Source organism: Mesorhizobium sp. M0830 (assembly GCF_040319965.1).
Taxonomy (GTDB): domain Bacteria; phylum Pseudomonadota; class Alphaproteobacteria; order Rhizobiales; family Rhizobiaceae; genus Mesorhizobium.
In genome coordinates this window covers 13,722-40,644 of record NZ_JAMYOR010000023.1, presented here as the reverse complement: position 1 = coordinate 40,644, position 26,923 = coordinate 13,722, and the positions used below count along the sequence as shown (strand labels likewise).

Genomic DNA, 26,923 nt, shown 5'->3' with positions numbered 1-26,923 from the left:
CTCAGCGCTCCGCGTCGTAATTGGTCATCACGGTGTAAAACACCCATGACAGCAGAAGGACGATGAGGAAGTAGACCAGCGACATGGCCGCGGCCGGACCGAGGTCGAACTGGCCGAGCGCCGTCTTGACCAGGTCGATCGACAGGAATGTCGTCGAGTTACCCGGTCCGCCGCCCGTCACTACGAAAGGCTCGGTGTAGATCATGAAGCTGTCCATGAAGCGCAGCAGCACGGCGATCAGCAGCACCCGGTTCATCTTCGGCAGCTGGATGTAGCGGAACACCGCCCAGCGCGAGGCACCGTCGATCTTGGCCGCCTGATAGAAGGCATCCGGAATGGAGACCAGGCCGGCATAGCAGAGCAGCACGACGAGGCTGGTCCAGTGCCAGACGTCCATGATGATGACGGTGACCCAGGCATCGAACGAATCCTGCACGTAGTTGTAGTCGATGCCGAGCGCATTGACGTAATAGCCGAGCAATCCGATGTCGTTGCGCCCGAAAACCTGCCAGATAGTGCCGACGACGTTCCACGGGATCAGCAGCGGCAGTGCCATCAGCACCAGGCAGACCGGCACACCCCAGCCCTTTTTCGGCATGTTGAGGGCTATGAAGATGCCGAGCGGCACTTCGATGGCAAGGATAATGAAGGAGAAGATCAGGTTGCGGACCATCGCTTCCCAGAAGCGGCTGGAAGAGAGCAGTTCCTCGAACCACTCGGTGCCGGCCCAGAAGAAGACGTTGTTGCCGAAAGTGTCCTGCACCGAATAGTTGACGACCGTCATCAGCGGGATGACCGCCGAGAATGCCACCAGCACCAGCACTGGCAGCACCAGGAACCAGGCCTTGTTGTTCCAGGTTTTTTCCATCTATGCCCCCATCTCGACGCGAGCCATCTCAACCAGCCAGGAATCGGCATAAATGTTGATGCCGGCCGGGTCGAACCGCACCTTCGGATCGGCGGGTACGGCTTCGTCCTCGCCGATCACGGCAGCGATGTCGCGGCCTTCAAGCTTCGCGCGCACCACCTTGTGGCGGCCGAGATCCTCGATCTTGCTGACCTGTACGGCCATGCCGTCACGGCCGAGCCGGACATATTCGGGACGAATGCCAAGCTCTATGGCGCCGGTGGCTGCCTTGGGTGCGCCTGGCAGTTCGATCCGCTGGGCCCCAAGCATCGCCGTCTTGCCCTCGATCGCCACCGGCATGACGTTCATGCCCGGCGAGCCGATGAAATAACCGACAAACGTATGGCGCGGTCGCTCGAACAATTCCGCCGGCGTGCCGATCTGCACGATGCCGCCATCGTACATGACCACGACCTGGTCGGCGAAGGTCAGCGCCTCGGTCTGGTCGTGCGTCACGTAGACCATGGTGTAGCCAAAGCGGCGATGCAACTGTTTCAGTTGCGAGCGCAACACCCACTTCATGTGCGGATCGATGACGGTCAGCGGCTCGTCGAACAGGATGGCGTTGACATCCGAGCGCACCAGTCCGCGGCCGAGCGATATCTTCTGCTTCTGGTCGGCGGTCAGCCCCCTCGCCTTCTTCTTCGCCCAGGACGCAAGATCGATCATTTCCAGCGTCTCGCGCACCTTGCGGTCGACATCGGCTTCCGGCACGCCGCGATTGCGCAGTGGGAAGGCCAGATTGTCGTAAACGGTCATCGTGTCGTAGATGACCGGGAACTGGAACACCTGCGCGATGTTGCGCTCTTGCGTCGACAAGTTGGTCACGTCCTTGCCGTCGAACAGCAACCGGCCATGCGAGGGATGAAGCAGGCCCGAAATGATGTTGAGCAGCGAGGTTTTGCCGCAGCCCGAAGGCCCGAGCAGCGCATAGGCGCCACCATCCTCGAAGATGTGATGCACTTCCTTGAGCGCAAAATCGGCATCCGTGCGCGGGCTCGGCAGGTAGGAGTGGCGGATGTGATTGACGTCGATGCGCGCCATATCGCTCTCCTATGCCGCCAGCTTTGGCGCGCTTACGGCGCTGCCTTGCCCGTCGAAGACCATGATGTGGCGCGGGTCGATGAACACGTCGATCGCGGCGTCAATCTCGAAATCGAGGATACCGTGGCTCAGCATAACCCAGCGCGCATCGGCGAAGTCGAGATGAATGAAGCTCTCCGACCCGGTGATCTCGGTGATGGTGACCTTCGCACGCACCGGCACGGCCAACGGATTGGGCCGATCGAGTGAAAGATGGTGCGGCTGGAAGCCAACCGTATAGTTCGCATCGGCAATGCCGACGAGTTCGGCGGGCACCGGCAGCTTGACGCCGCCTTCGAGCAAAAAGTCCGGACCCTTCTTGGCCAGCACGATGGTGTTGAGCGGCGGGTCGGCGAAAGTCCTGGCCGTCACCAGGTCGACCGGCTTGCGGAACACGTCGATTGTCGGGCCGAACTGGGTGATGCGTCCTTCGGAAAGTGTCGCCGTATTGCCGCCGAGCAGCAGCGCTTCGTGCGGCTCGGTCGTGGCATAGACGAAGATGGTGCCGGTGGCGGCAAAAATCCTCGGCAGTTCGGCGCGCAGCTCTTCGCGCAATTTGTAGTCGAGATTGGCAAGCGGCTCGTCAAGCAGCACCAGGCTGGCATTCTTGACGATGGCACGCGCCAGTGCGGTGCGCTGCTGCTGGCCCCCGGACAGGCTGAGCGGCGTGCGGTCGAGATAAGGTGTCAGCTTGAGAAGTGCGGCGGCATTGCGCACTTCCTTGTCAATCTTCGCCTGTTCGGTGCCAGCCACCCTGAGCGGCGACGCGATGTTCTCGTAGACGGTCATCGCCGGATAGTTGATGAACTGCTGGTAGACCATGGCGATCTTGCGCTGCTGCACCGGCACGCCGGTGACATTTTGACCGTCGAACCAGATCGAACCGGAGGCCGGCACATCGAGGCCGGCCATCAGCCGCATCAGGCTGGTCTTGCCGGAAAGCGTGGGGCCGAGCAGTACGTTGAGCGAGCCATGCTGGAGCGTCAGCGACACGTCGCGGATATGCTCGACCGCACCAACCGTCTTGGTGACGTTCCTTAGTTCCAGCATGACGCCTCCTCCCAGGCTTTCTGCATCAGCTCAAACCCTCTTCATTCCGCAGCCGCGACATGTCGCCGGCTTATGCCGTGCATGAATTCATCGAGCACCGCTACCTGCTCGCGGCTGAGATACAGACCGCGCTTGGTCCGGCGCCACAATACATCTTCAGCGGTGACAGCCCATTCGTTTTGAACGAGATAGCGCACCTCAGCCTCAAAAAGATCGGCGCCGAAGTTGCGGCCCAGATCGGCATTCGATTTGGCCAACCCCAACAGCATCCTTGCGCGGGTGCCGTAGAGCCTGGTCAGTCGCCGGGCCAGGCGCGCGTCGAGGAACGGATAGGCGGTTTTCAGCTTCGCCACTTCGGCATCGAAACCGGTGGCCGGGAAATCGCCGCCCGGCAATGGCGCGTTTGCCGTCCATGGCTTGCCGCGCTTGCCGAGAAAACCCTCGATCTTTTCCAGCATCGATTCCGACAACCGGCGATAGGTGGTGATCTTGCCGCCAAAGGCGTTGATAATCGGGGCAGCGCCCTCGCCGCCATCTGCCTTGAGCACATAGTCGCGCGTCGCTTCCTGGGCCTTGGAGGCGCCATCATCATAGAGCGGACGCACGGCCGAATAGGTCCAGACGATGTCCGAGCGCTTGACCGGTTGCGCAAAATATTCGCTTGCCGCGGCGCAGAGGTAGTCGATCTCTTTGTCGCTGATCTTCACGTCATGCGGGTCGCCGGGGTAATCCTGGTCCGTGGTGCCGATCAGGGTGAACTCGTCCTCGTAAGGAATGGCGAAAATGATGCGACCATCCCTGTTCTGGAAGAAATAGGCGCGCGGATCGTCGAATTTCTTGGCGATGACGATATGGCTGCCTTGCACGAGGCGGACATTGTGCACATCGTTGAGCCCAACGACGCCGGACAGCACATGATCGACCCAGGGGCCAGCGGCATTGACCAGCAGGCGCGCCTTGATTTCTTCGGTCTTGCCGGTCTGCAGGTCTTCGATCTGAATCGTCCACAATCCGTTTTCGCGGCGTGCGCCGACCACTTTCGTGCGGGTGCGGACCGTTGCGCCACGATCGGCGGCATCACGCGCGTTCAGCGCCACCAGCCGTGCATCATTGACCCAGCCGTCCGAATATTCGAAGGCCTTCTTGAACAATGGTTTCAAAGGCTTGCCGGCCGGATCCCTGGCCATGTCAAGCGTCCTGGTCGCCGGCAGCAATTTGCGCCCGCCAATGTGATCGTAGAGAAACAGACCCAGCCTGATCAGCCAGGCCGGGCGCAGGCCTTTGGCATAGGGCAGCACGAAGCGCATCGGCCAGATGATGTGCGGCGCGTTCTTCCACAGAACCTCGCGCTCCATCAGCGCCTCGCGCACCAGGCGGAATTCGTAGAATTCGAGGTAGCGCAGGCCGCCATGGATCAATTTGGTCGAGCCTGAGGAGGTTCCGCTGGCGAGGTCGTTCATCTCGGCGAGGAAGACGGAAAAGCCACGCCCGACAGCATCGCGGGCAATGCCGCAGCCATTGATGCCGCCGCCTATGACGAAAATGTCACGGATCGGAGATGCTTCCACAAATTCCTCCAACGATTTCGCATTGCACCATTTTTGGCCTTTTACGAAACCGTGTCGGGATTATTTCGAAATCATAACGAATGTCAAACGAAATATCACGAGCGTGTGATGCCAAGCCGAAATCGCCTAGGCGAGCGAAGTCTCGATCAATTGAACCTCGGCCTCCTGGCAGATTTTGCGCACCGACGGGATGTCGCAACGGTCGGTGATGAAGGTGTTGACCTGCGACAGGTGGCCGATGCGCACCGGTGCGGTTCGCTCGAATTTGGTCTGGTCGGAAACCAGGATGACATGCCTTGCATTGGCGATGATCGCCTGCGCCACTTTGACCTCGCGGAAATCGAAGTCAAGCAAGGCGCCGTCATGGTCGATCGCCGAGGCGCCGATCACCGCATAATCGACCTTGAACTGCCTGATGAAGTCGACCGCCGCTTCGCCGACGACGCCGCCATCGGAACCGCGCACTACGCCACCCGCAATCACAACCTCAATCGACGGATATATCCGCATCCTGTTGGCAACATTGATGTTATTGGTGATGACCATGAGGCCGTTATGATCGAGCAGCGCCTTGCTGACCGACTCTGTCGTGGTGCCGATGTTGATGAACAGCGAGGCGTTGTCGGGAATCAGCCTGGCCGCCGCCCGGCCGATCGCCTCCTTCTCGTCGGCGGCGATCTTGCGCCTAGCCTCATACTCCATGTTCTCGATGCCGGACGGGAACAACGCGCCGCCATGGATGCGCGAAAGCAGCCGCTGGTCGCACAGATCGTTGAGATCCTTGCGTATGGTCTGCGGCGTCACATTGAAATGTGTGGCCAGATCCTCGACCAGCACCCGACCATGATCCTTGGCCATCTGGATGATTTCGGCATGGCGTGGCGACAAATACATAGGACAACCTCCCGTTTTCGTTTTTCTTGTCTATAGTCGAAAACGAAACCAATGAAAAGGCATAAGCCGGCTAATGAAATGCATATGATTGCAAAGGCAAACGCCAGCGCAATTCCGGCCGGACCAGATCAGGCCATACTCCGCGCGATTTCCGTGATGACAGTGAAAGCCATATCGACATCGGCGGCGGTCGCTTCGAATTGGCCGACCTGAAAACGGATTGCTATCCGCCCATCGACCCTCGTCTGCGTCAGGTAGATGCGGCCATCGTCGTTGATCGCATTGACCAGCCGCAGATTGTGCGCGTCCGCATCAGCATCGGTTACCGCGTTGTGCCGGAACGAGAACAGGGACAGCATCAGTTCGCTGACGATCTCGAAGTCCGGCTCGCTTGCCAGCCGCGCGGCTAGTCCTTCGCTCCACGCGACATGGTTGCGGATCATCGTTCGCAAGCTTTCCAAGCCATGAGCACGCAACAGGAACCACAATTTCAGCGCGCGGAAACGCCGGCCGAGCGGCACCGACCATTCGGAATAGTTGATGATGCCGTCGCGGCCATGCGTCTTCAGATAATCTGGCTTGATGGCCAGCGTCCTGACATGGCTTTCCGGGTCGCGCAGGAACTGGATCGAGCAGTCGAACTGGGCTCCGAGCCATTTGTGCGGATTGAAAACGACCGAATCGGCACCTTCAACGCCCGCCCAAAAATGCCGATACTCCGGACAGATCATCGCCGAGCCGGCCCAGGCAGCATCGACATGCAGATAAAGCCCGTGCCGTTGCGCCACCGCGGCGACGCCAAGGATATCATCCGTGCCGCCGGTGCTGGTGCCGCCGACACAAGCGATGATGCCCGCCGGCAGCATGCCGGCTTCCCGGTCGGCGACGATTGCCGCCTCGAGCGCTGCCGTGTCCATGGCGCGAAAACGGCCGCCGACAGGAATGCGCACGAGATTGTCCTCGCCGATGCCGGAAATCCAGATCGCCCGATCGATGGAGGTGTGCGCCTGGTCGGAGGAATAGATGCGCAGCCGCGCCTGCCCGGCCAACCCTTGTTTGTTGCCTTGCCAGTCCAACGCCCGTTCACGCATGGTCAGCACCGCGGCCAGCGTCGCCGACGAGGCTGAATCCTGGATCACCCCGGAAAACCCTTCCGGCAGGCCGAGCGCCTGGCGCATCCAGTCGACGGTGCGTGTTTCGAGCTCGGTTGCCGCTGGCGACGTCTGCCAAAGCATGCATTGCGCGGCCATCGCCGAAACTAGATATTCCGCCACCACCGAAACAGGCGCCGCATTGGCCGGGAAGTATGCAAAGAAGCGCGGATGCTGCCAATGCGTCATGCCAGGCAAAATCTTCTCTTCGAAGTCGGCGAAGATCCGGTCCATCGGTTCGGCGTCTTCCGGCGGCGAAGCCTCTATGCTTCTAAAGATGTCGCCGGGCTCGACCAGTGGCCGCACCGGCCGCTCGCGCAGCGTGTTTCGGTAGTCGGCGCCCCAGTCGGCGGCGCGCCGCGACCACTGCCGGAAATCATCACTGTTCATTGTATCTCCCTTGGAGTGGACATTTCCTCTGCGGCGCGACGGTAGAATTGCCTTGGTGTGTTCGTCCAGCGGCCTGATCACAAACTGCGTCGTCGCCAGATCGCCAGCACGACGACGCACGCGCTCGCCAGGCTCCCGGACATTGATCTTCTTGAGGGTCGAAATCGGACCAGCAGCGGCGGCATCGCTTCACAGTCGTGCAGTTCCCCACCAACGGCCGGAATGAAGACCTGATTCTATTCTACGTCGAGAACCATGAAATGGCAGATCGACAGTTGGGCCAACTGGAGATCAGATTCTCAACTTTCTAAATCAGATCGCTTGTCCCCACGGTCATTTCCCATTCGCCTCCGGCAGCTTCCAACCAGAACATCCAGCCTCTCCGGAGGTTATTGACTTGCGCTGGCGCGTGAACTTAAATCGATCAAAAAATAACTACGACCTATTGTCGTAAATGGGGGCTCTCAATTTGGTGTGGTTGAGATGGGTCTATAAGAGATACCCAAGACGGGCCTCTTTATTTGAACTTTTGTTTTTAATTGGACTGATAATCACCTATCTATGGATAGTACCGTTCTGGTTTTGGAGCATCTACCGCTTAAATATCGCGTTGCCGGACAGCGTATCGGCGTTCTTCTACGAAGTTTGGCTAGAAAAGAACTTTATACGATCGTTTCTGATCGCTTCAATTGTATGTTTTATTCTGGCAAGCATCTACATACGACGTACTTCGTCGCGCGAAATGGGTATTACTGCTACCAACATTTGGATCTCAGGACGCGACTGCATATATTTAGTTCTAATTATCTGTATATGCGCAATCGCCATCATAGCTATATCAAATAACTATTTATCAATAGAGGGATATCTATCAAAACAGAAAATAACTGGCAGGACTTTATTATCCGACATTTTTGTAGCCATCCTGTCTGGCACGGCTCAGCAATTTCTTCTGCAGAGCTTTATTCTGCAACGAACGCTAGCAATATTTAGAAACAAGCCGACAGCGATTCTTTGCTCATCATTTGTATTTTGCCTTATCCACGCGCCAAACATAATACTGATGGTCGCCACCATGATTTTCGGCACCGCGTGTAGTTTTCTGTTCATTAGGAATAGAAATATCTTCACCATTGGAATCATGCATGGTGTAGTCCAACAGGCCTTAAGGATATTTCTTGCGTCAATCATTTTGTCTGGATCTTACCTCGACGGTAGAGGATATTTTACATTCGATCTGAGCGTAGGGCCTCCTAAAGGATACCCGGCATACCTGGCTGAATTGGAGTACAAAGGAAGCCTCCCTCTGGCGCAGAGTGCTGCCGGAGGCGTAATTATCATCCCGGTTTTGGTAGCAAACAAGAGCACGAAGACGTGGTCTTCAACTGATAAAGACTATCTGGTGTCGGTTGGTTATCGCCTCATCGACCAAAACGGAGATGTGATATCAGCAGACAATCCTTTAACGCCCTTCGACACACCAATTGAGCCCGGGAAGTCCGAGACCGTCGAGATCACGTTGAACGCGCCCTTGAAGGGTGGAGACTACTATTTGGAAGTCGATATCGTGCGCTCTAATTCAGATTCGGAAGCAATAACCTGGTTTAGACGCAAAGGTTCAAAAACGATACTCATACCTATTTCTGTGCGTTAAATCGCTTCGAGCAAGACGCGCCCGACGCAGGTGTACCTGGTAGGAAGGAACAGAGGCGCGTCTTCGCTATCCAGGGAATTCCGGCAGGCTGGCAAAAGCCGCCTTCAGCGCATTCGACCAGCCGTCCGAGATCGTGCGATAGTACTGATCGTCCTGACCGAACCGCTTCTTCAACCCGACCGTGAAGGCGTCCTTCTCAAGGAAGAGCAGGTCGAGCGGCAAGCCGACCGACAGGTTCGACTTCAACGTCGAATCGAACGACACCAGCAGCAGCTTCACCGTCTCGGCAAGGCTCATCGACTTTTCATAGGCGCGGATGATGATGGGCTTGCCGTATTTGGTCTCGCCGATCTGGAAGAACGGCGTGTCATCGGTCGATTCAATGAAATTGCCTTCGGGGTAGATCATGAACAGGCGCGGTTCGCTGCCCTTGATCTGGCCGCCGAGGATGAAGGAGGCATTAAAGTAGGAATCTGCCTTTTCGCCCGCAGGCGACGAATTGGCGATGACCTCCTTGACTGTATCGCCGACCAGCCGCACCGTCTGATACATTGATGGCGTCTCCAGCAGCGTGGCGTGACGATCGGCAACGGCCTTGGTGCGTTCGTCAAGCAGGCTGACCACGGCCTGCGTCGTCGCCAGGTTGCCCGCCGACATCAGCACGATGACGCGCTCTCCCGGCTGCTCCCAGACATGCATCTTTCGGAAGGTGGAAATCGAATCCATGCCGGCATTGGTGCGCGTGTCGGACATGAACACGAGCCCGCGATCGATCTTCAGGCCAACGCAATAAGTCATGGAATCTCCCTAGAGCAATTCCAGAAAAAGTGTAAGGCGGTTTTCCGCCCGGAATTGCTCCAAACAAAACAAGTGGAGTGGTTCATCGTTTTCGTGAAACGACGAACCGCCCCACCGGCAATCTTGCGAAGGATTACTGCTCCACCGTGACGGTGACGGCAAGCTGTTCTTCCGCCTGTCCCAGCCGAATTCCCGACACCGGCGTAGCGTCGCGGTAATCGCGTCCCGTCGCCACCTTTACATAACGCTCGTCAGGCGAAATGCCATTGGCGGCATCGAAGGCAACCCAGCCGAGGCCCGAAACATGCGCTTCGGCCCAGGCATGGCTTGCGGCCTGCTCGACCGTCGCATCCAGCATCAGATAGCCGCTGACATAGCGGGCTGGAAAGCCCATGGCGCGCGCCGCGGCGGCAAAGATATGGGTGTGATCCTGGCAGACACCGGTTTTGAGCGCCAAGGCTTCCTCCGCGGGCGTCGTCGCATTGGTAGTGCCGGACGTGTAGGCGACGCGCTCGCCGATGACTGCCATCAGCCGGTGCAGCCTTTCGATGTCAGTGCCCTTGCCGATCGATGCGGCGAGTTCGCGAACACCGCTGCCGATCGCCGTCAATGGCGTTTCATGGCTGTACAGCCAGAGCGGCGTGAAGCCTTGGTGTGGTCCGGAGACGCCTGCCGTGTCGCGCGTCACCACTTCGCCTGATGCTTCCACCGTGATGAAGTCGCGCTCACCCTCGACGCTCAGCAGCCTTGTGTCATTGCCGAAATGGTCCACAAAGCGAACCTCTTCGCGCGCGCCTTCGATGGTCAGAGCCCAGGACAGAACGGTCTGCGTCGATCCGCTGACCGGAAGCAGCCGCAAGCGCTGCAACAGATAGTGCACCGGTGCATCGTAGCGGTATTCGGTCCGGTGGGTGATCTTCAGCCGCATGCGCTATGTCCCGCCTGTGAGCATGATCTTGTCCCACTTTTCGGAGTCATGCTCAATTGAACCGGTAGTCCTGCGCGATCTCGTCGCCAAGCCTGGTGTTGTCGCGAATGAAATTGGCCAGGAATTCATGCAGGCCCGCGTCGAATATGTCCTTGATCGATCCTGCTCTAAGCATGGCCTGCGTCTTGTCCGCCGTCGCGTGGCAGGCATGGCGCTCGCCATAGTCGTCGCCGAGGAACTTCAGATGTTCGGACAGGAAGCGATAGCAGAAGGTCAGAGAACGCGGCATGCGGACATTGAGGATCAGATAGTCGGCAATGTTGGTCGGTTTGTAGTCGGCATCATAGACCCAGCGATAGGAGCGATGCGCCGACACCGAACGCAGGATCGATTCCCACTGGTAGTTGTCGAGCGTCGAGCCGACCCAGGAGATCGACGGCAAGAGCACGTAGTATTTCACGTCGAGGATGCGCGCCGTGTTGTCGGCGCGCTCGACATAGGTGCCGAGCTGCGAGAAATCGAAGATCTCGTTGCGCAGCATGGTGCCATAGAACGAGCCGCGGATCAGCGCCGTCTCGCGCTTGATGGCGTCGAGCACGCTGGGTAGGTCGCGCTCGTCGATCGGCCTTGCCAGCATCCGCTTCAGCGCCATCCAGGCTTCGTTGATGCTTTCCCAGGTCTCGCGCGTCAGCGCGGTGCGCACCATGCGGGCATTGTTGCGGGCCGTTTCGATCGAAGACATTGTGCTGGAGGGATTCGACGTGTCGCGCAAAAGAAAGTCGGCGACATTGGCGGCGGTATAGTCAGAATATTTCTGGCTGAAGGTGATGTCGGAACCGGCGCTGAGCAGCACCGAATTCCACTCTTCCGACGCGCTCTGGGTGCGGGTCAGCGCCATGCGCAGACCCGCATCGACCAGCCGCGCCATATTCTCCGCCCGCTCTATGTAGCGGTTCATCCAGTAAAGCCCGTTGGCGGTGCGGCCGAGAAGCATGTCAACGTGCCCCGATTTTGAGCGAATAGCGAATAGCGAGTAGCGAATAGCGGGATATCGGCTTCATGACTTTTGTTGCAAACTCCTGATCATGGAACGCAGCATTTTCCCGATCTCATCGGCTTTGCTAAGCAAACGCACCACCTCCGCCTCAACCATCAACCCTACTTTTTCAGACAAGATCAGGTGTGTTTCCAACTCTTTGAGAGATCCCTGCGCCATGCGCAGAAACTGAATGAATGATCCTGTATTTTCTCGCCCATGTCCTTCGGCGATGTTCGCGGCAATTGATACGGACGACCGCCGCATCTGAGAGGTCATCCCGTAGACTTCGCCGGTTGGGAAGGCTTTCGTTACGGAATAACAATCTACAGCCAACTCGACGGCCGCCTTCCAGACAATTAAGTCCCTGTAAGAATTGATCGCCGTCTTGCTGCCCTCCTTCCCCTATTCGCTATTCGCTATTCGCTCTAATCATCCAGCACCCACGTATCCTTGGTGCCGCCGCCTTGCGAGGAGTTGACGACCAGCGAGCCTTCCTTCAGCGCGACGCGGGTTAGCCCGCCGGGGACGATCTGGATGCGGTCGGAGACCAGCACGTAGGGCCTGAGATCGACGTGGCGCGGCGCCAGCCCTTTTTCCGTCAGGATCGGGCATGTCGACAGCGCCAATGTCGGTTGGGCGATGTAATTGGAGGGTTTGGCCGCGAGCTTCTTGGCAAACGTCTCGCATTCTTTCTTGGTCGCCGCAGGCCCAACCAGCATGCCGTAGCCGCCGGACCCATGGACTTCCTTGATCACCAGCTCATCGATGTGTTCGAGCACATATTTCAGGCTGTCGGGCTCCGAGCAGCGCCAGGTCGGAATGTTGCCGAGGATCGCCTTGCGGCCGGTATAGAATTCGATGATCTCGGGCATGTAGGAATAGATCGCCTTGTCGTCGGCGATACCGGTGCCCGGCGCATTGGCGATGGTGATGTTGCCGGCACGATAGACATCCATGATGCCAGGTATGCCAAGTGTAGAGTCAGGGCGGAAGGTCAGCGGGTCGAGGAACGAATCGTCGACTCGGCGGTACAGCACATCGATCTGCTTGTAGCCTTCGGTCGTGCGCATCGCGACATGGCCGTCGACGACCCGCAGATCCTGGCCTTCGACCAGTTGCACGCCCATCTGGTCGGCCAGGAAGGCGTGCTCGAAATAGGCGGAGTTGAAGCTGCCGGGCGTCAACACGGCAATTGTCGGCGCGCCCTTGGTGCTCTGCGGCCGCACTGCCGCCAGCGACTGGCGCAGAAGCTGCGGGTAGTTCTCCACAGGCCGCACCTTGATTTTCTGGAACAGCTCGGGGAACAGCTGCATCATCGTCTCGCGGTTCTCCAGCATGTAGGAGACGCCCGACGGCGTGCGCGCATTGTCCTCCAGCACATAGAATTCGTCCTCTGAGATGCGGACGATGTCGACGCCGATAATGTGAGTGTAGACGCCGGCCGGCGGCCTGACCCCGATCATTTCCGGCAGGAATGCTTCGTTCCTGGCGATCAGTTCCCTTGGGACGCGCCCGGCGCGCAGGATTTCCTGGCGATGGTAGATGTCATCGAGGAACGCGTTCAGCGCCTGGACGCGCTGCTCGATGCCTTGCGTGAGACGCCGCCACTCATTGCCCGAAATGATGCGGGGAACGATGTCGAAAGGGATCAGCCGTTCGGAGGCTTCCTGCTCGCCATAGACGGCGAAGGTGATGCCGGTCTTGCGGAAGACGCGTTCGGCGTCCTGCATCTTCTCGGTAAGCCTGGCCGGATCCTGCTCCTTCAGCCAGCGATCATAAGCCGAATACGGTCTTCTCAATCCGGAAACTTCCGGAAGCATTTCATCGAACGCTGCCAATCGCATACTCCCCTGTGACACCATTTCACTGGCGTCGCCGGAGAAAATCAAGCGCAATCGGTGATTTGGGAGATACGCACGATCAGTATGTTGCGGCTGCCTAAAATTGAGGCAGCTGAAATACAAAGGTAATCAGGCTTTGCCTCGTGTCCGGGCAAGTGGTTTTCCAGCTAGAAAGCGCGGAACGTGACGACGGTGAATGTGTCTTTGATGCCGGGGAGAATCTGCACCTTCTCGTTGACGAAATGACCGACGTCTTCCTCGTCGTCGACATAGAATTTGGCGAGCAGATCGTAGTTGCCGGCGGTGGAGTAGATTTCCGAAGCGATCTCGGCATCGGCAAGCGCGCTGGCAACCTCATAGGATTTGCCCAGTTCGCATTTGATCTGCACGAAAAATGCCTTCATGGCTTCGTCCCGCTAAACATCCAAGTCCAAGCGGCCCTTCTGGCAGACTGGAGGCGGGCTTTCAAGCGCTGGAATCCGTACCCAGCCGGCCTGGGCTCGGGCTGCGGTTCCCGCAGCTCCGCCACCGACATGCCGCGTCTAACCGGGCGAGATGAATATTCACCAATCGCTGAAACCGGGATGCACCGCCAAGCGTATGTTATGATGCGTCTTCGGACAGCACGTTTTGAGGGAAGATATTTCGCGAGCCAACGGAGACAGGCCATGCGCCGCGCCTTTTTCGCATTCGCAGTCATTCCATTCATCTTGGTGTCGTCGGCGTTTGCCGGCGACGCTGAGATCAAGGCAGCGCAGTCCGTCATCGACGGCCAGTTGAAGGCTCTCATCGCCAATGACGGCGCCACCGCCTACAGTTTCGCCGCACCGAACGTGAAACGGATTTTTCCGACCGTCGACGCCTTCATGAACATGGTGACCAACGGCTATCCGCCGGTGCGCAAGCCGCAAACCTACTCTTTCGGCAAGGTCGAGGAGACGGCTCCGGGTTCGATCGTCCAGCAGGTGCTTATCGTCGGACCCGACGGCAAGGACTACGAGGCTGTCTACACCTTGCAGCAGCAGCCCGACGGCACCTTCCAGATCACCGGCTGCAGCCTGCGCGCCTCGAATTCACTCAGCACCTGAGGCTTCACAGCAACGGGATATCGCCCTTTGCCCAGCCTTCCGCGATCTCTGCCGAGCGCGCTTCGAACGCGCCGGCCCCAATCGAGGTGCGAATGTCCTGCATCAGCTTCTGATAGTAGGAAAGATTATTCCATGTCAGAAGCATCGCCCCAAGCGCCTCCTGCGAGCGCACCAGATGGTGCAGATAGGCACGCGAATAGTCCCGGGCGGCAGGGCAATCGCTCTCCTCGTCCAATGGACGCGGGTCGTCGGCATGGCGGGCATTGCGCAAATTGACCTTGCCGCGCCTTGTATAGGCAAGGCCATGGCGGCCGGCCCGTGTCGGCATCACGCAATCGAACATGTCGATACCTCGCGCCACGGATTTCAGGATATCGTCAGGCGTGCCGACGCCCATCAAATAGCGCGGCTTGTCAGCAGGCAGTTCCGGACAGGTGATGTCGAGCATCTCGAGCATCACCGCTTGCGGTTCGCCGACGGCAAGACCGCCGACAGCGTAGCCCTTCAGCCCCATCGCGCTCAGCGCCTGCGCCGACCGCACCCGTAGTGCCGCGTTATCGCCGCCTTGCACGATGCCGAACATCGCCTTGCCCGGCTGGTCGCCGAACGCCGTCTTGCAACGTTCGGCCCAGCGCAGCGACAACTCCATGGCGCGCTCGATCTCCTTCATCTGGGCCGGCAGCGCCGTGCATTCGTCGAGCTGCATCTGGATATCCGAATCGAGCAGCCCCTGGATCTCGATCGAGCGCTCCGGCGACATCTCGTAGGCGGCGCCATCGATATGCGAGCGGAAGGTGACGCCCTTTTCGGTCAGTTTTCTCAGCTTCGACAGCGACATCACCTGGAAACCGCCGCTGTCAGTCAGGATCGGATGTGGCCAGCGCGCGAACTCGTGCAAGCCGCCGAGCCGCGCCACACGCTCGGCGCCGGGCCGCAGCATCAGATGATAGGTGTTGCCCAGGATGATGTCGGCACCGACACCGCGCACCTGGTCCATATACATGGTTTTGACAGTGCCGCCGGTGCCGACCGGCATGAACGCCGGCGTGCGGATTTCACCGCGCGGCATGTCGATCACGCCGCGCCGTGCTCTGCCGTCAGTCGCCAGAACCTTGAAGCTGAACGGCTTAGCCATTGAATTCCTTGTCATGGACCGGTGCGCCGGGTGCCTGCCTGTCGAGCGACTGCCGGTAGTGGATGCAGCCGCGCATGAATTTGGGCCAGGGCGGCACGGCGATCGCGGGCTCGATCCTCTCCGGCAACAGCGACCACAAATCGGGGTGATGCCAGCACAGATCATGCCCTGTCGCATCGCGGTGGGCACGAATGCCGGCGCGCAGTTTCTTCACCTCCGCGATCAGGGCGTCGCGGTCCATGTTCTTGAGGTCATCGTCCATCGCTCGTCTCCGCTCGATAAAGCAGGCTTGAGTCGCCATAGGAATAGAACCTGTAACGGTTCTCGATGGCATGCTCATAGGCCGCACGCATCGTATCAAGTCCGCTGAAGGCCGAAACCAGCATGAACAGCGTCGAGCGCGGCAGATGGAAATTGGTCATCAGCAAGTCGGCAGTGCGAAAGCGATAGCCGGGCGTGATGAAGATGTCGGTTGGGCCGGACCAGGCAGCCATGGCACCGTTCTCACGCATAGCACTCTCCAGCAGGCGCAGCGAGGTTGTGCCTACGGCGACGATGCGTCCGCCCCTCGCCTTCGCTGCGTTCAACGCGTCGGCGGTTTCTGCGCTGACTGAACCCGTCTCGGCATGCATCTTGTGGTCGGCGGTATCGTCCGCCTTCACCGGCAGGAACGTACCGGCGCCGACATGCAAGGTGGCGAAGCGGCGTTCGATGCCCTTGGCGTCAAGCGCTGCAAAAAGCTCCGGCGTGAAATGCAGGCCCGCTGTCGGTGCCGCGACGGCACCTTCCTCGCGGGCATAGATGGTCTGGTAGTCGGCCCGGTCGCGTTCGTCGTCATCGCGCTTCGAGGCAATATAGGGCGGCAGCGGAATGTGGCCGACCGCGTGCAGCGCCTCGTCGAGGAAAGGCCCTGACAGGTCGAAGCCAAGCAGCGCCTCGCCGCCCTCGCCTTTCTCGATCACCGTAGCGTCAAGCTGGCCGAGAAAACAGGAATTGCCGTCATGGCCGAAATGAATGCGGTCACCGGCAGCAATGCGCTTGCCCGGCCGCATGAAGGCCAGCCAGCGGTCGGGCGCCATGCGCATGTGCAGCGTGGCCTCGACCTGTGCCGCCGCCTCGCCGCGCCGCCTGATGCCTTTGAGCTGCGCCGGAATGACTTTGGTATCGTTGAACACCAGCACGTCGCCGGCCCTGAGCAAGGATGGCAGGTCACCAACCGTCCGATCGTCGAGCCCCTCGCCGGGCTTCACGACCAGCATCTTGGCGCTGTCGCGCGGCTCTGCCGGACGAAGCGCGATGCGCTCTTCCGGCAAATTGAAATCAAAGAGGTCGACGCGCATCAATAGAGCCGGACGAGCAGCGCTCCGGCCAGCAGCAGCACCGCACCGGCAACGCGGCCGAGCGAGATTTCACGCACCGCGACGCCGAGGAAGCCGACGCGGTCGATGAGCATGCCGGCCAGCAACTGGCCGGCCACCAGAAACGCCATCAGCGCGGCGGCGCCGATGCGCGGTGTCAGGATCGTCGACAGCGTCACATAGAAGCCGCCGAGCATTCCGCCTACGACGAACAGCCAGGGCGCCGGCGCTTTCCAGTCGAGCGAGATGCCTTGCAGCTTCACCACCGCGAGGGAGATGACGCCAAGCACGATCGCGCCCGATAGAAACGAAAACGCCGCCGCCGCGACCGGAAGCCCGAGATCGCGCGCCAGTTGCGAATTGATTGGCGCCTGAATGGCAATGAAGGCGCCGGACAGGATGCCGAGAAGCGACCAGACGACGCCCATCATTGTCGATTACCCTTACTTGACGTCGGCCGCGACCTTCAGCGACACGATCTTGTCGGGATCCTGCACCGGCTCGCCGCGCTTGATTTTGTCGACATTGTCCATGCCTTCGATGACCTGGCCCCAGACCGTATACTGGCGGTTGAGGAAGGCGGCATCGTCGAAGCAGATGAAGAACTGCGAATTGGCCGAGTTCGGATTCTGCGAACGGGCCATCGAGCAGGTGCCGCGGCCATGGTTGGCGTTTGAGAATTCGGCCTTCAGGTCCGGCTTTTCCGAGCCACCCATGCCCGCGCGGGATGGAGCAAATGTCGGTTTGGTCGAATTGCCGAACTTGACGTCGCCGGTCTGCGCCATGAAGCCCTCGATGACGCGGTGGAAGACCACCCCATCATAAGCGCCTTCGCGGGCCAGTTCTTTGATGCGGGCGACATGGCCGGGCGCCAGGTCGGGGAAAAGTTCAATGACCACATTGCCCTTCGTCGTTTCCATGATGAGCGCGTTCTCGCGATCTTTGATTTCGGCCATGTCAGATATCCTTTTGAAAAAACACAGTTATTTGTCGGCGGCGATGCGCACTTTGATCATCCGGTCAGGATCGGTGACCGTGCCATTGTCCGCTTCGTCGCCCTTCTTGATGTTGTCCACCAGCTCCATGCCGCTGACGACATTGCCGACGATGGTGTACTGGCCATCAAGTGGCGGCGCCGGTGCGAACATGATGAAGAACTGCGAATTGGCGGAGTTGGGGTCCTGCGAGCGGGCCATGCCGACCACGCCGCGTTTGAAGCGTTCGGTCTGCGAGAATTCAGCCGGCAGATCGGCCAGATCGGAACCGCCGGTGCCGACGGCCTCGGCGCTGAAACCCTTCTTCATGTTGCCGAACTTGACGTCGCCGGTCTGCGCCATGAAACCATCGATGACGCGGTGGAAGGCGACGTTGTCATAGGCGCCCTGGCGCACCAGCGTCTTGATTTGGGCAACGTTCTTGGGTGCGAGGTCGGGCCGAAGAGCAACGGTCACATCGCCGTCCTTCAGCGTGATGATCATGGTGTTTTCCGGGTCGGCGGCGAAAGCCGAGACCGATGCGGTCACGAGGCCGGCAAACACGACGAGGAACGAGGCGAGCTTCTTCAGCTGCATGGTTTTCTCCGAGAAACTTATTTTGCGAATTTGGCGGTGAGCGCACCGGCAACCGCCGCCGGCACGAAGGGGCGAATGTCGCCTCCCATCGAGGCAATCTGGCGGACAAGTGTGGCGGTAATGGTGCGCACGGAGGGGCTGGCGGGCAGAAAAACCGTCTGCAGTTGAGGCGCCATGGTCTCGTTCATGCCGGCCATCTGCATCTCGTAGTCGAGGTCGGTACCGTCGCGAAGGCCGCGGATCATGATCGACGCGCCCTGCTTCCTGGCAGCGTCGATGACCAGACCGTCGAAGGCGACGACCTTGATGCGGGTGCTGTCGCGGCCGAATTCCGCTTTCGTCGCCGTCTCGATCAGCTTCACCCGTTCCTCGAAGGAAAACAGCGGCTGCTTGCCCGGATGAATGCCGATCGCCGCATAAACGACATCGGCCACGGCCAGCGACGCCTTCAGCACGTCGAGATGGCCATTGGTCAGCGGGTCGAAAGAGCCGGCGTAGAGGGCGATGCGTTCAGTCATGGCTGGTGCTTCTAATGCATGATCCCAAAAAGTGGAAACCGGTTTTTGGAAAAGATCATGCTCAAATGAAAGCTAGAGCCTGTTCCATCTTCCGTCCATCAAGATGGAACAGGCTCTAGCGAGCCTCTCTCGCAAAGGCAAATCCGATTGGCGCGCCGGCCGTGAACCTTTTCCGGCACATGGACGACAGATGAACACGCTGATCACGGAGCCTTCACGCAGCGTTCACTAGGTTGCGCCTTAATAAGATGAAACCAAAATCCCACCTATCCGTTGTAAGGCGCAGGAGAACACGCACATGCTGATCTACATGCTCGCCATCGCAATGACCGTCGCCATGCTGATCGCCACCCTACTTGGGCTGCATCATGAGGCACAACGCGTCCGCGTCAAGGCTAACACCAAACGCTTCGAAGGCTTCGGCCCCCGCAAGCCGTATCGCCACCACTAAGTCGGTCCAGACTTGCTGCCACGCCGGCCGATGGGCCGGCGTTGCTATGTCAAAATCGAACTCTGGATGCCGTGCTTACTCCGCACCTTCGGGACCGGCATCAGGCGCAGGAGGAGTGGCCTCGGTACCGACTTCAACGATCTCTTCCTCGTCCGATTGCGGCTCAGAGATCCGCTCGACCGAAACCACCCTTTCACCCTCGGCCGTATTGAAGATGGTCACGCCCTTGGTGGCGCGGCTGGCGAAACGGATGCCGTTGACCGGCACCCGGATGACGGTGCCGCCGTCTGATACCAGCATGATCTGATCGTCATTGCCGACCGGGAAGGTCGCCACCAGCCGGCCGATCTCGGCTACCTTGGAAACATCGGTGGCGCGAATGCCCTTGCCGCCGCGTCCGGTCAGCCGGAAATCGTAGGACGAAGAGCGCTTGCCGTAGCCATATTCCGTCACCGTCAGCACGTACTTCTCATGTGCCTTGAGGAATTCGTAGCGCTCGTCGGAAAGCTCGGTCTCCTCGCCGACCTCTTCGTTGGTCAGCGCGATCTCTTCCTCTTCGCCGGCTGCGATTCCGGCGGCAAGCCGCCGTTCGGCCGCCGCCCGCTTCAGATAGGCGGCGCGCTCGGCTGGCGGCGCATCGACGTTCTCGATCACCGCCATGGAAATCACCCTGTCGGTGCTGGCCATGGCGATACCACGCACGCCGACCGAGTTGCGGCTCTGGAAGACGCGCACGTCGCCGACCGAGAAGCGGATGCACTGGCCGGAACTGGCGGTCAGTAGCACGTCGTCATTGTCGGTGCAGGTCTCGACGCCGAGGATTTCGTCACCCTCCTCCTCCAGCTTCATGGCGATCTTGCCGTTGCGGTTGACCTGGACGAAGTCGGAAAGCTTGTTGCGGCGCACAGTGCCGCGCGTGGTAGCGAACATCACGTCGAGCTCGCCCCAGCTGGTTTCGTCCTCGGGCAGCGGCATGATGGTGGTGATGCGCTCGCCCTGCTCGAGCGGCAGCATATTGATCAGCGCCTTGCCGCGCGACTGCGGGTTGCCGATCGGCAGCCGCCAGACTTTTTCCTTGTAGACGATGCCGCGCGAGGAGAAGAACAGCACTGGCGTATGCGTGTTGGCGACGAACAGCCGGGTGACGAAATCCTCTTCCTTGGTCGACATGCCGGAGCGGCCCTTGCCGCCGCGGCGTTGAGCCCGGTAGAGCGACAGCGGCACGCGCTTGATATAGCCGGAATGGCTCACCGTCACGACCATGTCCTCACGCTGGATCAGGTCCTCGTCTTCCATGTCCGAACCGCCTTCGGAGAGCTCGGTGCGCCGCGGCGTGCCGAACTCGTCGCGCACGGCGGCAAGCTCGTCCTTGACGATCTGCTGGACACGCGCGCGGGAAGACAAAATGTCCAGATAATCAATGATTTCGGCGCCGATCGTGTTCAACTCGTCGGCGATCTCGTCGCGGCCGAGCGCCGTCAGGCGCTGTAGGCGCAGTTCGAGGATGGCGCGCGCCTGCTCCTCGGACAGGTTGTAGGTGCCGTCTTCGTTGATGCGATGGCGCGGATCGTCGATTAGGAGGATCAGCGATTCGACGTCGCCGGACGGCCAGCGCCGTTCCATCAACTGCTCGCGCGCTGTCTGCGGATCCGGCGCGGTGCGGATCAGCTTGATGACCTCGTCGATGTTGGCGACGGCGATGGCGAGACCGACCAGCACATGGGCGCGGTCGCGTGCCTTGCGCAGCAGGAATTTCGTCCGCCTTGTGATCACCTCCTCGCGGAAGGCGACGAACGCCTTCAGCATATCGGTCAGGTTCATCACTTCGGGCTTGCCGCCGTTCAGCGCCACCATATTGGCACCGAAGGAGGTCTGAAGCGGCGTGAAGCGATAGAGCTGGTTGAGGATGACGTCGGCAACGGCGTCGCGCTTCAGCTCAATGACGACCCGGTAGCCCTGGCGGTCGCTCTCGTCGCGAATGTCGGAAATGCCTTCGATGCGCTTGTCGCGCACCAGTTCGGCCATCTTCTCGATCATCGACGACTTGTTCACCTGGTAGGGAACTTCGGTGATGATGATCGACTCGCGGTCATTGCCGCGCTGTTCGATGTTGACCTTGCCACGCATGACGATTGAGCCGCGGCCGGTCGCATAAGCGCTGTAGATGCCGGAACGGCCAAGCACGATGCCGCCGGTCGGGAAATCCGGTCCCGGAATGATCTCCATCAGCGCCGGCAGATCGATCGCCGGATTGTCGATGATGGCAATCGCGCCGTTGCAGACCTCGCCGAGGTTGTGCGGCGGGATGTTGGTCGCCATGCCGACGGCTATGCCGCCCGAGCCGTTGACGAGAAGATTGGGAAACCGTGCAGGCAGAACCTTCGGTTCGCTGCCCGACGCATCGTACGTGTCCTGGAAATCGACGGTGTCCTTGTCGATATCCTCCAAGAGCTCGTGCGCAACCTTGGTCAGCCGCGCTTCCGTGTAGCGCATCGCCGCCGGCGGATCGCCGTCGATGGAGCCGAAATTGCCCTGTCCGTCGATCAGCGGCACGCGCAACGACCAGTCCTGCGCCATGCGTACCAAGGCGTCGTAGATGGAAGCGTCGCCATGCGGATGGTATTTACCCATCACGTCGGCGACGGGACGCGCCGACTTCACATATTTGCGGTTCCAGTGGTAGCCGCTCTCATGGGCGGCGAAGAGAATGCGGCGATGCACCGGCTTCAGACCGTCGCGCACGTCGGGCAACGCACGGCTGACGATCACGCTCATGGCGTAATCGAGATAGGAGCGTTGCATCTCCTCGACGATGGATATCGGCTCGATGCCGGTGGGGCCGCCGTCGGCGCCGCGCGGTGTCTTCTGGTCGGTCAAATCGGATCACAATCTAATCAGGAATCACTCGGTGCTTATATAGGAAGCAAGGCCGAAACTCCAACATGTCAGGCACTTTTCCAGTGTCATTTTTGGTGGTAATTTCAAAAGGATACCACTGATTGCGACGATATGGCCAAGGCGGTTTCTCCACCACCGAGGCAAAAGCCCGCAATCGACCGTTTTCCCTGCGCGAAAGCCCCGAGCGCAATGAATTGGACCCGTGGCTGCCTTTGCGAGCACTGAGCGGGTGGGCGCGGATTTCACGAGACCGGAGCGACCCGGATGTCGCGAAATGCACCACGGCAGGCGCGATAGTGACCCGGCGTTTCGCCCATGATACGCCGAAACCGCCGGTTGAACGTCGACAGATCGTTGAAGCCGGCCTCGAAGGCGATCGCCGAAACCGCATCATCCGACATGCGCAGCCGCATCGCTGCTCTGTGCAGCCGGGTCTTGAGCAGGAATTGATAGGGCGTCATGCCCACGACCTGCCCGAAGACACGTAGGAAATGATAGGGGCTGGTCGCCGTCTCGTCGGCAAGCGCTGAAAGCGAGACCGGCCTGTCGGCATCGAGTTCGATCCGCCGCACCGCCTCGGCAACCCGTTTCTGATCGCGGCGGCTTGGCGTGCGCCTGACAGGCGTCGGGCCGCAGACTTTTGCCACGGCGGCACCGGCAATGCGCAGCCCGAGTTCCTCGAAGGCGTTGGTGTCGGCCATCTCGCGAGCGGTTTCCGCCTCGGCGAACAAGGACGCCAAGACCGGCAAAGGTGGCAGGCGGGGCGCCTCGAAGGCCAGCTTCCTGGCGCCCGGCACGCCGGCCGCGATCCGTTCCATATAGACCGGTCCGAAATGGAACGAGAGGCAACGATCGCCGCTGCCGTGCTCGTGCCCGCATTCGTAGCACGTGCCGGGATTGCCGAGCAGGAGCGCGCCGGGCGCCAGCATCGCCGTGCCTTGTTGGGCGCGATAGCGGAACGTGCCGCTGGTGACCGCGGCGACACAGAAATCCCGATGTGCTTCCTCGAACGGCCTATCACCAGCGCTGGCCGTGCAAATCACATCCGATACCTGCCAGCCAGGTCCGGATGCGAGTGAGCGTGTGGTCGCTGTCATGACCGAAATATAGCAATTTTTCCCAAGCCTAGAACCCCGTCACCGCCTACTCCTCCGGTCTCCTGACAAGAAGAGACCGGAGCCATGTTCGACCAATCCTCGTTTGCCGAAGCCTTGCACAGTCCCGGACCAGCAGAAGGGCTTGCCGAAAAACTGAACCTTTACGGCCGCTTCGTCGGCGCCTGGATGTTCGATGCCTCGCGCCATCTTGATGACGGCACGGTGCTGACCGGGCGCGGCGAGGTGCACTTCGGCTGGGTACTGGAAGGCCGCGCGATTCAGGATGTCTGGATCCTGCCCGCGCGTGACGCCGGTCCCTCGCCGTCGCTCGGCAAATGGACGTTCTATGGCACGACGTTGCGCCTGTACGACCCGACTGCCGACGCCTGGCACATTTTCTGGAGCGACCCGCGCAACCAGTATTATAGCCGCCAGCTCGGCCACGCCGAGGGCGATACGATCGTGCAAGTGGGCGATGATGGCACCGGATCCTCCGTGCGCTGGAGCTTTTCGCGGATCACCGAAGACAGCTTCCGCTGGCTTGGCGAGCGCTCGCACGACAATGCCGCGACATGGCGGCTGGAAGTCGAGTTCCTGGCCCACCGAATGGAATGAAAGCGTCGCGATCCTTCACGCGCCTCTGTCCCGCCGGCATCGAAGTTCTTGATACGCGAACGACTTTTTCGCTGACGGTTCCCACCGACCGGGCTTTGCTCTACCACTGTCATGGTGCGGGCACGGCCCGGCGGGAGGGGTCAGAAATGCCGAGTTTCGACAGTCTGTTCAATGCCTTCGTGACCATTCTCGTGACCATCGATCCGCCTGGGCTGGCACCGCTGTTCCTCGCCGTGACACGCGGCATGAACCGCGAGGAGCGCCAGCAGGTTTCCGTCCGCGCCTCGATCATCGGCTTCCTGGTGATGGCGCTGTTTGCGGTTGCCGGCGCCTCCATCCTGTCGGTGTTCGGCATCACGCTGCCGGCCTTCCGGGTCGCCGGCGGTTTTCTGCTGTTCTTCATCGCATTCGAAATGGTGTTCGAGCGACGGCAGGACCGCAAGGAGAAGATCGGCGACGTCGCCATCACCAAGGACATGATCCACAACATCGCCGCCTTCCCGCTGGCGATCCCGTTGATCGCCGGCCCAGGCGCGATTTCAGCGACCGTGCTGCTCTCCGGTTCCTTTCAGGGATTTGCCGCGCAGGCTGCCCTGGTCGGCATAATCTTCGTCTGCCTCGCCATCACCTACCTTGTGTTCGTGCTGTCGGAGCGCATCGACCGCATCCTCGGCCAGACCGGGCGTTCGATTCTCACCCGCCTGCTTGGCGTCATCCTGGCGGCGCTTGCCGTCCAGTTCGTCGCCGACGGCATCAAGGCGTTGATGGCAGGCTGAGCGGCGTCCCTACTGCCTACTGCCTACTCACGCCCGTATCGATCACTTCGAAGTCGTGTGTGATCGTAGCGGTCTTGGCCAGCATAGCGGAGGCCGAGCAGTATTTCTCGATCGAAAGATCGATCGCCCGCTTGACCTTGTCGCTGGAAAGAGCCCGACCCTTGACCACGAAATGCATATGGATGCGGGTGAAAACCCTGGGCTCGGTTTCGGCTCGGTCGGCGTCAAGTTCGACGATGCAATCCTCGACCGCTTCCCGGCCCTTCTCGAGAATATGGACGACATCATAGGCCGAACAGCCGCCGGTCCCGATCAGCACCAGTTCCATCGGGCTCGGGCCCGGCGTCCTTCCTTCCGGCCCGGACGCGGTTCCGAGCACGACCTTGTGGCCGCTACCGGACTCGCCGACGAAGGTGCGCTCCTCGACCCATTTTACGCGTGCTTTCACCTGACATTTCCTTCCACTCGAGCTCACCGCCTCAAGAATTAAATCGGATCACGGGCCGGCTCGCGCGACGCCAAAGACGACGTCGTGCATGACCCTGCCCGGCAACAGGGTGAAGATGCCGGCGCCAATCAACGCGAAAACGTACAGCGAAATCATGACCTTGCGATGCTTGGCGACGCGCTGATTATGGGCGTGCCACACGGCCAGCGGCACGGTGACCAGCACCAGGATCGACAGGAAATGGATAGGACCGAAAGGGCCGATGAGGCGTATCTGATGAATCCAGAAACTCGAGACCGCGATGACCAGCATCAGCGCGGCCCAGACATAACCCGCGATGCGGTGGCGCGGGGTTCCCTTCGGCAGTACCAGCTGCGCGGCCCCTATCGCCAATGCGGCGAAGGCTGCAAAGGCATGCCAGGGTATAGGAGATGGCGCGGCAAGCAGCGGGTCCAGCGACATTGCCCTCTCCGTTGGTTGCTTTCTTTACGATCGATTTGTCGTCAGAACGGGATTTCGTCATCCAGTTCGCGCGACGAACCGCCACCGCCGCCGCTCTTGGCACCGCCGCCACCGCGATTGAAGCCTTCGCTCGGGCTGGACTGGCCGAAATCGGAACCACGGCTGCTGCCACCACCGGCATAGCCGCCGACCTGTCCGCCCTCACCCTGCCCGCGTGCGTCGAGCATCTGCAGCTCACCACGGAACTTCTGTAGCACGACTTCCGTCGTGTACTTGTCGGCGCCGGTCTGGTCCTGCCATTTGCGCGTCTGCAGCTGGCCCTCGACGTAAACCTTCATGCCCTTCTTCAGATACTGCTCCGCCACCTTGGCGATGCCCTCATTGAAGATGACGACGTTGTGCCACTCGGTTTTTTCCTTGCGCTCGCCGGAATTCTTGTCGCGCCAGCTTTCCGACGTCGCGATGCGGATGTTGACGACCGGTTCGCCCGAGTTCAGCCGGCGGATTTCAGGATCCGCACCGAGATTGCCGACCAGAATGACCTTGTTGACGCTACCCGCCATGATATTTCTCCGCTCATCCGAACCAATTTTTGTCGCAGCACCTTACAGGCTGCCGACGTCAGCCGCCTGCTAAGGCTGCCTTTTCCCACAAGGTTTTTGTTCTCTTTTCGTTCTATTGTATGTACGACGTTCTGTCAATGTTTGTCAGCAAGACGTAGTGTCCCGGTCCGAGATTTTCCATGAAATCGGGAATGGATCGGGACGACCAAATGAAGTTCGTGGCCCATGAGGACCAGCAGCGCGAGCAATGGCGAGCAGGTGTGGAAACGCGTATGCATGTGTCAGCCAGCAACGGTGCATCGCAACTTTGCATATTCGAACAATGGGTCGAACCCACGGTCGGTGCCCCAACGCATTGGCATCCCGTAGAGGAAGTGCTGACCGTCATCGCCGGCAGGGCCGAGATGTGGATCGACGATGAGCACCGCGTCCTGACACCGGGCCAGTCTCTGGTCGTTCCCGCAAACAGGAAACACGGGTTCAAGAACGTCGGCACCGGAACGCTTCATATTCACGCCGTGCTCGCATCGCCGATCTTCGAGGCGACGTTTGATGGGCCTGTTGGGGCAGTGAGGCGCTGGCTTCCGGCAGTCTCGTGAAAACAGCGCTTGCCAAATCAATAAGTGTAGACTTATGCTTT

30 protein-coding genes are annotated in these 26,923 nt (G+C 60.0%); 6 read left to right on the top strand and 24 right to left on the bottom strand.

The features are described from left to right. Position 1: 1 nt before the first annotated feature. From NKI20_RS15925 to NKI20_RS15900, 6 genes are all read right to left on the bottom strand, one after another. Positions 2-868: a carbohydrate ABC transporter permease gene (locus tag NKI20_RS15925; RefSeq protein WP_023759298.1), complete on the bottom strand. Its 867-nt coding sequence runs from the start codon at positions 866-868 to the stop codon at positions 2-4. Next, positions 869-1,951, bottom strand: a complete 1,083-nt coding sequence (locus NKI20_RS15920; RefSeq protein WP_352606170.1) for an ABC transporter ATP-binding protein — start codon at positions 1,949-1,951, stop codon at positions 869-871. 9 nt (positions 1,952-1,960) lie between these two features. Further along, on the bottom strand, positions 1,961-3,040 hold the full coding sequence (locus NKI20_RS15915) for an ABC transporter ATP-binding protein (RefSeq protein ID WP_352606168.1): 1,080 nt from the start codon (positions 3,038-3,040) through the stop codon (positions 1,961-1,963). Between the two features lie 41 nt (positions 3,041-3,081). Further along, complete coding sequence (glpD, locus tag NKI20_RS15910; protein ID WP_352831837.1) at positions 3,082-4,608, bottom strand: glycerol-3-phosphate dehydrogenase; 1,527 nt, start codon at positions 4,606-4,608, stop codon at positions 3,082-3,084. Between the two features lie 126 nt (positions 4,609-4,734). Next, positions 4,735-5,502, bottom strand: coding sequence for a DeoR/GlpR family DNA-binding transcription regulator (locus NKI20_RS15905; protein WP_352606164.1), 768 nt, complete (start codon positions 5,500-5,502; stop codon positions 4,735-4,737). Positions 5,503-5,630: 128 nt separating this feature from the next. Beyond that, the gene (locus tag NKI20_RS15900) at positions 5,631-7,043 is read right to left on the bottom strand and encodes a pyridoxal phosphate-dependent decarboxylase family protein (protein WP_352831834.1); all 1,413 of its coding nucleotides are present in this window, start codon (positions 7,041-7,043) and stop codon (positions 5,631-5,633) included. A gap of 454 nt (positions 7,044-7,497) precedes the next feature. Between NKI20_RS15900 and NKI20_RS15895 the strand changes: the two genes are divergently transcribed. After that, positions 7,498-8,697, top strand: a complete 1,200-nt coding sequence (locus tag NKI20_RS15895; RefSeq protein WP_352831832.1) for a CPBP family intramembrane glutamic endopeptidase — start codon at positions 7,498-7,500, stop codon at positions 8,695-8,697. A gap of 66 nt (positions 8,698-8,763) precedes the next feature. Here NKI20_RS15895 and NKI20_RS15890 read toward each other — a convergent pair whose 3' ends face one another. From NKI20_RS15890 to NKI20_RS15865, 6 genes are all read right to left on the bottom strand, one after another. Beyond that, on the bottom strand, positions 8,764-9,495 hold the full coding sequence (locus NKI20_RS15890) for a proteasome-type protease (RefSeq protein WP_352831830.1): 732 nt from the start codon (positions 9,493-9,495) through the stop codon (positions 8,764-8,766). Between the two features lie 133 nt (positions 9,496-9,628). Further along, complete coding sequence (locus NKI20_RS15885; RefSeq protein ID WP_023759307.1) at positions 9,629-10,423, bottom strand: transglutaminase family protein; 795 nt, start codon at positions 10,421-10,423, stop codon at positions 9,629-9,631. Between the two features lie 52 nt (positions 10,424-10,475). Continuing rightward, positions 10,476-11,417, bottom strand: coding sequence for an alpha-E domain-containing protein (locus NKI20_RS15880; RefSeq protein ID WP_023759308.1), 942 nt, complete (start codon positions 11,415-11,417; stop codon positions 10,476-10,478). A 63-nt stretch (positions 11,418-11,480) separates the two neighbouring features. Further along, positions 11,481-11,840, bottom strand: coding sequence for a four helix bundle protein (locus NKI20_RS15875; protein WP_352831901.1), 360 nt, complete (start codon positions 11,838-11,840; stop codon positions 11,481-11,483). Between the two features lie 47 nt (positions 11,841-11,887). Continuing rightward, positions 11,888-13,300: a circularly permuted type 2 ATP-grasp protein gene (locus tag NKI20_RS15870; RefSeq protein WP_023759310.1), complete on the bottom strand. Its 1,413-nt coding sequence runs from the start codon at positions 13,298-13,300 to the stop codon at positions 11,888-11,890. A 170-nt stretch (positions 13,301-13,470) separates the two neighbouring features. After that, complete coding sequence (locus tag NKI20_RS15865; RefSeq protein WP_010909609.1) at positions 13,471-13,707, bottom strand: Lrp/AsnC family transcriptional regulator; 237 nt, start codon at positions 13,705-13,707, stop codon at positions 13,471-13,473. A 264-nt stretch (positions 13,708-13,971) separates the two neighbouring features. Between NKI20_RS15865 and NKI20_RS15860 the strand changes: the two genes are divergently transcribed. Then, on the top strand, positions 13,972-14,391 hold the full coding sequence (locus NKI20_RS15860; RefSeq protein WP_023759311.1) for a DUF4864 domain-containing protein: 420 nt from the start codon (positions 13,972-13,974) through the stop codon (positions 14,389-14,391). Positions 14,392-14,395: 4 nt separating this feature from the next. On the opposite strand, the gene tgt is transcribed toward NKI20_RS15860, so the two are convergent. Genes tgt through coaD form a run of 7 tightly spaced genes read right to left on the bottom strand, consistent with a single transcriptional unit; the run spans position 14,396 to position 18,973 of the window. Then, positions 14,396-15,526, bottom strand: a complete 1,131-nt coding sequence (gene tgt / locus NKI20_RS15855) for a tRNA guanosine(34) transglycosylase Tgt (protein ID WP_352831827.1) — start codon at positions 15,524-15,526, stop codon at positions 14,396-14,398. Beyond that, a complete protein-coding gene (locus NKI20_RS15850; protein WP_352831825.1) occupies positions 15,519-15,788 on the bottom strand; it encodes a hypothetical protein in 270 nt (89 codons plus the stop codon). Before NKI20_RS15850 ends, tgt begins: the two co-directional genes overlap by 8 nt. Then, the gene (gene queA / locus NKI20_RS15845) at positions 15,778-16,866 is read right to left on the bottom strand and encodes a tRNA preQ1(34) S-adenosylmethionine ribosyltransferase-isomerase QueA (RefSeq protein ID WP_352831823.1); all 1,089 of its coding nucleotides are present in this window, start codon (positions 16,864-16,866) and stop codon (positions 15,778-15,780) included. The genes NKI20_RS15850 and queA overlap by 11 nt, the downstream gene beginning before the upstream one ends. Beyond that, on the bottom strand, positions 16,866-17,315 hold the full coding sequence (locus tag NKI20_RS15840; protein ID WP_352831821.1) for a DMT family transporter: 450 nt from the start codon (positions 17,313-17,315) through the stop codon (positions 16,866-16,868). Before NKI20_RS15840 ends, queA begins: the two co-directional genes overlap by 1 nt. Positions 17,316-17,327: 12 nt before the next feature. Then, complete coding sequence (locus NKI20_RS15835) at positions 17,328-17,840, bottom strand: peptidylprolyl isomerase (RefSeq protein WP_023759316.1); 513 nt, start codon at positions 17,838-17,840, stop codon at positions 17,328-17,330. Positions 17,841-17,867: 27 nt separating this feature from the next. Next, on the bottom strand, positions 17,868-18,455 hold the full coding sequence (locus tag NKI20_RS15830; protein WP_352606150.1) for a peptidylprolyl isomerase: 588 nt from the start codon (positions 18,453-18,455) through the stop codon (positions 17,868-17,870). A 17-nt stretch (positions 18,456-18,472) separates the two neighbouring features. Next, a complete protein-coding gene (gene coaD, locus NKI20_RS15825) occupies positions 18,473-18,973 on the bottom strand; it encodes a pantetheine-phosphate adenylyltransferase (RefSeq protein WP_023759318.1) in 501 nt (166 codons plus the stop codon). A 298-nt stretch (positions 18,974-19,271) separates the two neighbouring features. On the opposite strand from coaD, the gene NKI20_RS15820 reads away from it, so the two are divergent. Further along, positions 19,272-19,424: a hypothetical protein gene (locus NKI20_RS15820; protein ID WP_023759319.1), complete on the top strand. Its 153-nt coding sequence runs from the start codon at positions 19,272-19,274 to the stop codon at positions 19,422-19,424. 75 nt (positions 19,425-19,499) lie between these two features. On the opposite strand, the gene gyrA is transcribed toward NKI20_RS15820, so the two are convergent. Together gyrA and NKI20_RS15810 are read right to left on the bottom strand one after the other, a co-directional pair. Next, positions 19,500-22,301 (bottom strand): DNA gyrase subunit A, encoded by a 2,802-nt coding sequence (gene gyrA, locus NKI20_RS15815; protein WP_352831818.1) that lies wholly within the window; start codon positions 22,299-22,301, stop codon positions 19,500-19,502. A 263-nt stretch (positions 22,302-22,564) separates the two neighbouring features. Beyond that, positions 22,565-23,419 (bottom strand): helix-turn-helix transcriptional regulator, encoded by an 855-nt coding sequence (locus NKI20_RS15810; RefSeq protein WP_352831816.1) that lies wholly within the window; start codon positions 23,417-23,419, stop codon positions 22,565-22,567. Between the two features lie 84 nt (positions 23,420-23,503). Here NKI20_RS15810 and NKI20_RS15805 point away from each other — a divergent pair, with 84 nt between their 5' ends. Together NKI20_RS15805 and NKI20_RS15800 are read left to right on the top strand one after the other, a co-directional pair. Continuing rightward, entirely contained in the window at positions 23,504-24,034 is a 531-nt protein-coding gene (locus tag NKI20_RS15805) for a hypothetical protein (RefSeq protein ID WP_352831814.1), read from the top strand. A gap of 146 nt (positions 24,035-24,180) precedes the next feature. After that, a complete protein-coding gene (locus NKI20_RS15800; protein WP_023670949.1) occupies positions 24,181-24,810 on the top strand; it encodes a MarC family protein in 630 nt (209 codons plus the stop codon). 16 nt (positions 24,811-24,826) lie between these two features. On the opposite strand, the gene NKI20_RS15795 is transcribed toward NKI20_RS15800, so the two are convergent. From NKI20_RS15795 to NKI20_RS15785, 3 genes are read right to left on the bottom strand one after another with little or no spacing between them, the layout of a single operon-like run. Continuing rightward, a complete protein-coding gene (locus NKI20_RS15795) occupies positions 24,827-25,258 on the bottom strand; it encodes an OsmC family protein (protein ID WP_352831812.1) in 432 nt (143 codons plus the stop codon). Between the two features lie 48 nt (positions 25,259-25,306). Then, complete coding sequence (locus NKI20_RS15790; RefSeq protein WP_352831810.1) at positions 25,307-25,720, bottom strand: DUF2306 domain-containing protein; 414 nt, start codon at positions 25,718-25,720, stop codon at positions 25,307-25,309. Between the two features lie 41 nt (positions 25,721-25,761). Beyond that, complete coding sequence (locus tag NKI20_RS15785; RefSeq protein ID WP_024503512.1) at positions 25,762-26,283, bottom strand: single-stranded DNA-binding protein; 522 nt, start codon at positions 26,281-26,283, stop codon at positions 25,762-25,764. A 209-nt stretch (positions 26,284-26,492) separates the two neighbouring features. Between NKI20_RS15785 and NKI20_RS15780 the strand changes: the two genes are divergently transcribed. Then, positions 26,493-26,882, top strand: a complete 390-nt coding sequence (locus tag NKI20_RS15780) for a cupin domain-containing protein (RefSeq protein WP_352831808.1) — start codon at positions 26,493-26,495, stop codon at positions 26,880-26,882. The last annotated feature ends 41 nt before the right edge of the window (positions 26,883-26,923 follow it).

Coding starts and splice junctions, on each gene's coding strand:
- NKI20_RS15890 (WP_352831830.1), bottom strand. CDS start 9,495: ATGACTTATTGCGTTGGCCTGAAGATCGATCGCGGGCTCGTGTTCATG.
- NKI20_RS15880 (WP_023759308.1), bottom strand. CDS start 11,417: ATGCTTCTCGGCCGCACCGCCAACGGGCTTTACTGGATGAACCGCTAC.
- tgt (WP_352831827.1), bottom strand. CDS start 15,526: ATGGCTAAGCCGTTCAGCTTCAAGGTTCTGGCGACTGACGGCAGAGCA.
- NKI20_RS15810 (WP_352831816.1), bottom strand. CDS start 23,419: ATGACAGCGACCACACGCTCACTCGCATCCGGACCTGGCTGGCAGGTA.
- NKI20_RS15865 (WP_010909609.1), bottom strand. CDS start 13,707: ATGAAGGCATTTTTCGTGCAGATCAAATGCGAACTGGGCAAATCCTAT.
- NKI20_RS15830 (WP_352606150.1), bottom strand. CDS start 18,455: ATGCAGCTGAAGAAGCTCGCCTCGTTCCTCGTCGTGTTTGCCGGCCTC.
- coaD (WP_023759318.1), bottom strand. CDS start 18,973: ATGACTGAACGCATCGCCCTCTACGCCGGCTCTTTCGACCCGCTGACC.
- NKI20_RS15895 (WP_352831832.1), top strand. CDS start 7,498: ATGGGGGCTCTCAATTTGGTGTGGTTGAGATGGGTCTATAAGAGATAC.
- NKI20_RS15925 (WP_023759298.1), bottom strand. CDS start 868: ATGGAAAAAACCTGGAACAACAAGGCCTGGTTCCTGGTGCTGCCAGTG.
- NKI20_RS15885 (WP_023759307.1), bottom strand. CDS start 10,423: ATGCGGCTGAAGATCACCCACCGGACCGAATACCGCTACGATGCACCG.
- NKI20_RS15840 (WP_352831821.1), bottom strand. CDS start 17,315: ATGATGGGCGTCGTCTGGTCGCTTCTCGGCATCCTGTCCGGCGCCTTC.
- NKI20_RS15790 (WP_352831810.1), bottom strand. CDS start 25,720: ATGTCGCTGGACCCGCTGCTTGCCGCGCCATCTCCTATACCCTGGCAT.
- NKI20_RS15850 (WP_352831825.1), bottom strand. CDS start 15,788: ATGGACGATGACCTCAAGAACATGGACCGCGACGCCCTGATCGCGGAG.
- NKI20_RS15780 (WP_352831808.1), top strand. CDS start 26,493: ATGAAGTTCGTGGCCCATGAGGACCAGCAGCGCGAGCAATGGCGAGCA.
- NKI20_RS15835 (WP_023759316.1), bottom strand. CDS start 17,840: ATGGCCGAAATCAAAGATCGCGAGAACGCGCTCATCATGGAAACGACG.
- NKI20_RS15915 (WP_352606168.1), bottom strand. CDS start 3,040: ATGCTGGAACTAAGGAACGTCACCAAGACGGTTGGTGCGGTCGAGCAT.
- NKI20_RS15900 (WP_352831834.1), bottom strand. CDS start 7,043: ATGAACAGTGATGATTTCCGGCAGTGGTCGCGGCGCGCCGCCGACTGG.
- NKI20_RS15920 (WP_352606170.1), bottom strand. CDS start 1,951: ATGGCGCGCATCGACGTCAATCACATCCGCCACTCCTACCTGCCGAGC.
- NKI20_RS15905 (WP_352606164.1), bottom strand. CDS start 5,502: ATGTATTTGTCGCCACGCCATGCCGAAATCATCCAGATGGCCAAGGAT.
- NKI20_RS15800 (WP_023670949.1), top strand. CDS start 24,181: ATGCCGAGTTTCGACAGTCTGTTCAATGCCTTCGTGACCATTCTCGTG.
- NKI20_RS15860 (WP_023759311.1), top strand. CDS start 13,972: ATGCGCCGCGCCTTTTTCGCATTCGCAGTCATTCCATTCATCTTGGTG.
- queA (WP_352831823.1), bottom strand. CDS start 16,866: ATGCGCGTCGACCTCTTTGATTTCAATTTGCCGGAAGAGCGCATCGCG.
- NKI20_RS15805 (WP_352831814.1), top strand. CDS start 23,504: ATGTTCGACCAATCCTCGTTTGCCGAAGCCTTGCACAGTCCCGGACCA.
- NKI20_RS15785 (WP_024503512.1), bottom strand. CDS start 26,283: ATGGCGGGTAGCGTCAACAAGGTCATTCTGGTCGGCAATCTCGGTGCG.
- NKI20_RS15820 (WP_023759319.1), top strand. CDS start 19,272: ATGCTGATCTACATGCTCGCCATCGCAATGACCGTCGCCATGCTGATC.